Here is a 7,042-nt window from a genome sequence, read left to right as displayed (position 1 = left end):
GGAATTGACCCTGATAAATATACCGGATTTGCTTTTGGTATGGGCATAGAGCGAATTGCCATGTTGAAGTATCAAATCAATGACCTCAGGCTATTCACCGAAAATGACATTAGGTTTTTAAATCAGTTTAGAGGATTATTATAACTTATCGCAAATCCTTAAACAAAGGACAAATAGGATATTAGTGAATATTTAACATCATAAAATTTTCTGAATTTGTAAAGCACCCAAATTTTAATAACTTTGATTGATGCACAAAAATCATTCACTAATATCCTTAAAGCGAAAACTACAGCAGCAATACAAGTCTTTACGGTTCAACTTAAGTGCCTCTAATAATCTTGCTTTCATTGGCTTTTACAAATACTTTTATAATCCGAAGGAGGGAAGCCTAAGTGACTTTCTGAACCTATTCTCCCAGTCTAAAAAAAATAACTTTACGGTTATTCAGATCGGTGCCAATGATGGTATTACACATGATCCCATTCATAAATTTATAAAAAGAGACAACTGGAAGGGTGTTTTGCTAGAACCTCAACCGGGAGTATACCATCAATACCTAAAAAAGATATATGTAAAAAATAAGGGAATCAATACCCTATGTGCCGTCATAGGGGAAAAAGACGGTTGCCAACCCATCTATAAAATTGGTTTTTCAGACATGAGGTGGGCGACAGGATTGACCTCATTTTCAAAGGAAAAAATTCTCAAAGCCTTTGAAGATGGGATAGTTGCCTCAAACTGTGAAAAATTTGGAATCGCAATACCCAAAGACAAAAGCCAATGGGTAAACCATGAAGACGTTGCTGTGATCTCTCCGAAAAGCCTTTTGGAAAAATACAAAATTTCAAAGATAGACCTTTTGCAAATTGATGCGGAGGGTTATGACTTAGAGGTTATCCGCATCTTTGACATTCCCAAAACTCAACCTGAAGCCATCATTTTTGAAAATGTTGGTCTCAATAATAGCGATTACAATTCCTGCTTAAGAATCTTGAGAGAAAACCACTATAGCATCAGAAAGTTTGGCCCAAATACCTTGGCACTTAAAGAACCCATTAACGATATGTTCCAAAAATTCTTTCATTGATGACTAAGGCACTGGTATCCATTGTGATTCCCTGTTATAATCAGGGCAAATATCTTGAAGAAACGGTTCAATCTGTTTTGGCTTCCTCTTATAAACCTTTAGAAATTATTATTGTAAATGATGGATCGAAGGACAACTCCTTGACAATTGCCCATCAACTGGCAAAAAAACATAGCGAAATAAAGGTGCTGGACCAGGATAATGGGGGAGTTGCCAAAGCCAGAAACAAGGGGATAAGAGCGGCTAAGGGAAGCTATATCCTACCCTTGGATGGAGATGATCTTATCTCAACACAATACCTAGAAAAAGGGGTGGAAACATTGACTAACCATCTCAATGTAAAGGTTGTTTATTGCCAAGCTGTCAAATTCAATGAAAGCGGCCAAAAACCCTGGAAGTTAAAACCCTTTAGTCGTAATCAACTGGCCAGAGACAATATGATCTTTGTCGCTGCTTTGTTCCGTAAGTCAGACTTTCTTGAAATTGGCGGTTTTTCTGAGGACATGAGCATGGGACGTGAAGATTGGGAGTTCTGGATCAAAATGCTAAAAAACGGAGGAGACGTCATCCAACTCCCATTTATAGGTTTTTACTATCGATTAACGCCCACAAGCAAACGCAAGAAAACAGGTACCAATCAAAAGAAGAAAGAAAGGATTGCTTACCTAAATGCCCATCATAGGTCTTTCTTTGAACAAGAATTAAATGGCCCGCTTAGGTTTCAGCGCACCTGGTCAAAACCCTACAATACCCTTTTAAAATGGTTGGGGAAACTATAGGATATCTTAATTATTAGACCAAAATATAGAGGCTACCTCTATTAAAAGCCTTTTCTTATAAATGCCCTAAACCCGGATTGTGTAATAGGGTTTCAGGTGTTTCCTGGAATTGTTGCAATCAGGGGATAATCAGGTCGTTTGGAGATTTTAGCTTAGCGGTGCTATGTAGAACCTCCAATTAAAAGCGAAGGACACCTATTCCTCATTTGAATAGCAGCATGCGCTAAAAAAATGACATCCACAATAGATTATTTGCAATAGTCAATGCAAACCAACACAAGTCGTTAAAGGCCCCATGAAAACTTACTGTTATTTTGGAATCAAGAGAAATAATATTAAATTAAGGTGACTTTGAACCCAAACCCATGAAAGAAAAAATCAATTTTACCCTCCACAGCATAAGCCTAATCCTTATTTTAGCGCTTCTTGCTTGGTATTTTATAGGTACCGGAATAACTGCAGCTACTGCGTTTACCTATATGATCATGGTTTTAATCGTTGTAGAAATTGCCAGTTTGGCTTTGATTAGCAGTACTTATCCGGAAAGCCATACCTCATTTAAAATAGGAATCATTGCAGCCTTATTTATCCTTTTTGGTATAAAAACAATGATGCCCTCTTTTTTCATTCCAATTTCCGTAACCCTGATTACCATTAATTTTCTCTATAATTTTTATAGCAACAATAAACGGAGAAAGGGTGCTTTTAAGCGAAGGAAGAACAAAACTGCTCGTTTCTAATATTTCTTCTTTCTACTTTCATTTAAAAAATGCGAATAAAGGGGTGATCAGAAGCAACAAGCATCCTGTATTGCTAATTCCAGCTCCTGCAAAAAGCAGATTTCACTTATTTCAACTAAATTTAGCTTAAAACCATTGATCGTTTTCAAAACAACTACTGTTCGGAATCGATCAGTAAAACCAAATTATTACCCACATTATCAACTACTTATATTTTTAATTATTTTTTTTTACATTATTTTTTAAAAGGTTTGAGCAAGTTTTTATGGTAAAATAATGAACGGTGCTTTAACAAAGAACCGTCCGATTGTCCGCTTTTGATACAACTTATCCTAATCTGCCTGATCTTTTAAGGTGCATCAGCTTTAAAATAAGTCACTATTGGGTTTAGGGCTCGTCTGCTTTCATCGATTTGGTATGTGCTTGGCAATAATCGAGAAAACAACAAAACCTCTAAACTTCACAATATCATGAAAGCATTAGTAACATTATTTCTCGTATTTGGAATGTCCTATTCAAGTTTTGCATGGGATAAAAGCCTAAAGGAAGTTTCCTCCGTAGAAACAAAAGAACAAAGGTTTATCATTAAATTAGCTGACTCCATAGGAAAAGTCCGAATAAGCATTTATGATAAGAATAACATAATCATAAGCAGGAATTTTTTCACAGTGGAAGGTCCTGAAAATATTCCTTTCAACTTAAGCAGTGTCCCTGAGGGCCAATACAGAGTAAAGCTTGAAACCAAAGAGGAAGCGCAAATTTTTGAAATAAACAGCTATAAAAAAGTAGAAAAGAAACTGATGGCTTATGCCAAACCAATCGATGAGAAAAGCTTCAATCTTAAGGTACTTGGCCTGACAGATCCGGGCACAGAAGTCACTATTTTTAGAACAGATCACAAAGTGCTTTTGAAAGACAAAATTCAAGAAGAAGGTGGTTTTTCAAAAAATTATCGACTTAAGTTTTTAAAACTTCACCAGGTATATTTAAAAGTAGAAAATGAAGGAAAAAAGAAATTCTTGTATTTCGATTGAAAAAAATAAGTGCAATAAAAAGTAAAAGCCTTCCCATACACAGGAAGGCTTTTGCACTACAGCTATAATGCTACAATATCGGCTAGCTCCATCATTTTGGTATTATTTATCGATAGGCTGCAATGAGCTCCTTGAATTTCTCTTCGCTCATAAGCCCAGTATGAAAATGCCTGCTGCCATCAGCAGCAACAAATAAGGTGGCCGGAATGGCCCCTGACCAATCTTTCTCCAGCTGCCTCTTCCAGTTTTTTTGTTCTTTTTCACTGAGCAACCAAACCGGTGACATTATCTCCAGTTTATCAATAAAGGCTTCTACCCGCTCCGGTTTTCTAGCGTCGTCTATGGACACAAATACCAGCTTGGTGTTTTCCATATTTTTTACAGCAGCTTCAAAGTAAGGCATTTCCTTGATGCAAGGTGCACACCATGTGGCCCAGAAATTATAGATCCTCAATTCATCTGACTTCGTCTCAATTTTATTTTTAAAATCATCATAGTCCAAAGTAAGCATGGGCTCTGGGTTATTGAAGCCTAGCCCAATGATGATTAACAATACTTTAATATTTATGAACATAAAATTCTACTGTTTTTAAATCAATTGTTTAAAGCCTGGTTGATGTAATATACGGACTGTGGAATTTGGGCCACCGACTTGGAAGACTCATCCTCAATTATCAAAAATTGTGTGCCTCCTTTTTTCGCTTGCAAAATAATATTTTTGATGTCAATATCGCCTTTTCCAAGCACCACATTCGATTCTACGTCGCCTGTTCCATCGCTACTTCCCGGGGTTCCCTTCTTTCTGTCTTTTAAATGTAACAATGGAAATTTGTCAGGATGCGCTTTCAAAATTTCCAAAGGGTCTCCTCCACCCATTTTTACCCAGAACACATCCATTTCAAACTTAAAATCTGTGGCATTGTCCAGCATAAAGTCAAAAAGTGTTCCCTCGCCCTGGGGCTTAAATTCATAGCCATGTGGGTGGTAACAAAATGTTAATCCCTCTTCTTTTGCCCTTTTGCCAAATTCATTAAAAAGCTCAGTCGCTTCTTTTGCTTTTTCAAGGTCAAATGCTCCATTATGTGGAATCCAAAAAGTTACAATGTACTTGGCACCAAAATCTTTGGCCTTTTTTATCACTGCTTCAGGATCATTGATCAGCTCATCATAGGCTCCACCCACGCTTATCATTTGAAGGTTATATTTTTCCAGGAGGGCTTTGTATTTTTTATCACTCATTTCATAGGTACTTCCCCCCTCAATATAACGGATGCCCCATTGCTGGATAAGTTCATGATTTCTTTCAACATCCAATTTCATTTGCTCCCTTAAACTATATAGTTGTAGCCCAATCTCTTGAGCTTTAGAAGTCATGACAAGTGAAAGAGCGGCAAATATGCCAACGAGCATTAGTAAGTTTAAGTTTTTCATGGGGTTTATCATTATAAACTAAAATAATAAAATCCCCTCAGACATACAAAAAAATAAAAAATTAAAGCAGTAGATTAGGAAAAAGTCTACATTCAATCCTCTTTAAAAGTATCTAATACATATAGAAATATATTAAGCGAAAGGGTTGATGTTTCCTCATTTGCAGTGCTATTTTTCACCCCATCGGCCTTTTTTTCCTGAAGCAAAATTTCTTTTGACTGAGATGATTTTTGAATCAATTCTTTGTCGTAACCAATGAAGCGATTTTTATTATTTTCAGAATTCTCTCCTTGAATCATTTCAGTCTTCTTCAAAGTCGCTTTTTGTTGCACATAATTGTAAACGTTACCGTCATCATTTTGTGAAAAAGTTTCTCCGGATATAAAGCAGAAAAATAAGCCCCCTAGAATAAAAGGCATATTGGAAAGAATCCGAATATTATTTTGACAAATCATGATATTGTTCGTAAATGGGCGAAGAAAGACTTCAATTAACTGTTTATAAATCAATAATAAACAATTATTTATTCTTATACAAATGAAAAACAAGGCCTTAAGCCTATCCTATAAAGCCTTGTTAAAGAATTTTATTATTTGTACTAAACAATCTTAGCTAAAAATTTTAGTTCTAAATTTGTTGAAGTTACAATTGCTTAACCCAGCTGAAACACCAATGCAAACGATCAATTTCTCTCAATTCGCTTCAAATAATGGCAGTCAATTTATCCATGGCAGTCCTGATGACAGCATTCTTTTTGCGGTTATTGACTCCAGAAAAATTCACACCGGAAAAGAAACCCTTTTTATCGCACTGCAGGGATCGAGACATGCCGGGTGGGAATTTGCAACAGATGCTTTTGCCAAAGGTGTGCGAAACTTCGTATTGCCCAATCACTGTCCTCGTCCTCTCTTAAAAGAGCTAAAGAATGCCAATATTCTGCTTTCTTCTTCCCCTTTAAAGGAAATACAACAATTGGCACAAATCAACAGAGAGGCTTTTGCTGGAGTTGTTATTGGAATTACCGGAAGCAATGGGAAGACCATTGTTAAAGAATGGTTGGCTCAGGTATTGTCAGCCAAATATAATTTATGGAAAAGCCCCAAAAGTTACAATAGTCAAATAGGAGTAGCACTTTCAGCGTTGGGAATAAATCCTCAACACCAACTTGCCCTACTTGAAGCGGGGATTTCTGCTCCCAATGAAATGCAGGCTTTGCAGGAGATCATCCAGCCCCAACTTGGTATTTTCACCAATATTGGAAGTGCCCATGATGAGAATTTTAAGGATACAGCATCAAAGATCATTGAAAAGTGCAAGCTTTTTAAAGAAGTCAAATTCTTGGTCTACAATAAGGATCAGGAGTTAGTAAATAAGCATTTAACCTCAACTTTTGACCCTTCTGTACTCATTAGCTGGTCTGACAAGCCCGGTGCTGATTATGTCCTGTCGGTTAAGTCTCATCGGAATGGCACCAAGATTTATATGATGGGCAAAGACCTGCAAACTTTTACATTTTACACTTCATTCAGAGACAAGGCCTCTTTGGAAAACCTGAGGCATGTAATCACCGCTGCCCTTAGTTTGGGGATGGAACCTGCCATGATTCAGCAAGGACTGGAACTGCTACATGCTGTTGACATGAGGCTTACCCTGAAGTCCGGTCTAAACGGCTGCAAACTGATTGATGACAGTTATAACAATGACCTTGCAGGACTGGAATTGGCCTTAGAGTTTATGAGCCAACAAGTCACTACAAGTGGCCGAAAGATACTTATTCTATCAGAAATTCAACAAGATGGAGATGTGGCTACCACTTTTAAAAAAATAGCCTGGCTGCTAGGCCAGTATGAGATAGACCTCTTTATTGGGGTTGGAAAAGGGTTTGAAGAATCCAAGGCCATGTTTCCTTGTGAAAGCAGGTGCTATGACGATACCGACTCACTCTTAAATGGCCTGGAAACCTTGTCC

At 37.1% G+C, this 7,042-nt stretch carries 8 protein-coding genes and 1 pseudogene; 6 read left to right on the top strand and 3 right to left on the bottom strand.

The genetic code is table 11. The annotated features are described in order from the left end of the window. The 5 genes and pseudogenes from AAC037_RS16225 to AAC037_RS16205 all read left to right on the top strand — a co-directional run. Positions 1–144 (top strand): annotated as a pseudogene (locus AAC037_RS16225) (phenylalanine--tRNA ligase subunit alpha); the annotation flags it as partial. Between the two features lie 106 nt (positions 145–250). Then, positions 251–1,090: an FkbM family methyltransferase gene (locus AAC037_RS16220; protein WP_339903998.1), complete on the top strand. Its 840-nt coding sequence runs from the start codon at positions 251–253 to the stop codon at positions 1,088–1,090. Then, positions 1,090–1,869, top strand: coding sequence for a glycosyltransferase family A protein (locus tag AAC037_RS16215; RefSeq protein ID WP_339903996.1), 780 nt, complete (start codon positions 1,090–1,092; stop codon positions 1,867–1,869). Before AAC037_RS16220 ends, AAC037_RS16215 begins: the two co-directional genes overlap by 1 nt. A gap of 365 nt (positions 1,870–2,234) precedes the next feature. Next, positions 2,235–2,609: a hypothetical protein gene (locus tag AAC037_RS16210; RefSeq protein WP_339903994.1), complete on the top strand. Its 375-nt coding sequence runs from the start codon at positions 2,235–2,237 to the stop codon at positions 2,607–2,609. 470 nt (positions 2,610–3,079) lie between these two features. Beyond that, entirely contained in the window at positions 3,080–3,643 is a 564-nt protein-coding gene (locus AAC037_RS16205) for a DUF3244 domain-containing protein (protein WP_339903993.1), read from the top strand. A gap of 106 nt (positions 3,644–3,749) precedes the next feature. Here AAC037_RS16205 and AAC037_RS16200 read toward each other — a convergent pair whose 3' ends face one another. From AAC037_RS16200 to AAC037_RS16190, 3 genes are all read right to left on the bottom strand, one after another. Continuing rightward, on the bottom strand, positions 3,750–4,217 hold the full coding sequence (locus AAC037_RS16200; RefSeq protein ID WP_339903992.1) for a TlpA family protein disulfide reductase: 468 nt from the start codon (positions 4,215–4,217) through the stop codon (positions 3,750–3,752). Between the two features lie 20 nt (positions 4,218–4,237). Beyond that, a complete protein-coding gene (locus AAC037_RS16195; protein WP_339903991.1) occupies positions 4,238–5,074 on the bottom strand; it encodes a sugar phosphate isomerase/epimerase in 837 nt (278 codons plus the stop codon). A gap of 92 nt (positions 5,075–5,166) precedes the next feature. Next, on the bottom strand, positions 5,167–5,529 hold the full coding sequence (locus AAC037_RS16190; RefSeq protein WP_339903990.1) for a hypothetical protein: 363 nt from the start codon (positions 5,527–5,529) through the stop codon (positions 5,167–5,169). A 217-nt stretch (positions 5,530–5,746) separates the two neighbouring features. On the opposite strand from AAC037_RS16190, the gene AAC037_RS16185 reads away from it, so the two are divergent. Then, a partial coding sequence (locus AAC037_RS16185) for a Mur ligase family protein (RefSeq protein ID WP_339903989.1) occupies positions 5,747–7,042 on the top strand: 1,296 nt, incomplete at its 3' end.

It is taken from the genome of uncultured Cyclobacterium sp., from assembly GCF_963976465.1.
Taxonomy (GTDB): Bacteria; Bacteroidota; Bacteroidia; order Cytophagales; family Cyclobacteriaceae; genus Cyclobacterium.
Note: the sequence above shows the minus strand (reverse complement) of the source record. Positions and strands in the feature narration are given on the sequence as shown.

What these genes read in the sequence shown, in the direction of transcription:
- AAC037_RS16220 (WP_339903998.1), top strand. Translation starts at nt 251, where the DNA reads ATGCACAAAAATCATTCACTAATATCCTTAAAGCGAAAACTACAGCAG.
- AAC037_RS16215 (WP_339903996.1), top strand. Translation starts at nt 1,090, where the DNA reads ATGACTAAGGCACTGGTATCCATTGTGATTCCCTGTTATAATCAGGGC.
- AAC037_RS16210 (WP_339903994.1), top strand. Translation starts at nt 2,235, where the DNA reads ATGAAAGAAAAAATCAATTTTACCCTCCACAGCATAAGCCTAATCCTT.
- AAC037_RS16205 (WP_339903993.1), top strand. Translation starts at nt 3,080, where the DNA reads ATGAAAGCATTAGTAACATTATTTCTCGTATTTGGAATGTCCTATTCA.
- AAC037_RS16200 (WP_339903992.1), bottom strand. Translation starts at nt 4,217, where the DNA reads ATGTTCATAAATATTAAAGTATTGTTAATCATCATTGGGCTAGGCTTC.
- AAC037_RS16195 (WP_339903991.1), bottom strand. Translation starts at nt 5,074, where the DNA reads ATGAAAAACTTAAACTTACTAATGCTCGTTGGCATATTTGCCGCTCTT.
- AAC037_RS16190 (WP_339903990.1), bottom strand. Translation starts at nt 5,529, where the DNA reads ATGATTTGTCAAAATAATATTCGGATTCTTTCCAATATGCCTTTTATT.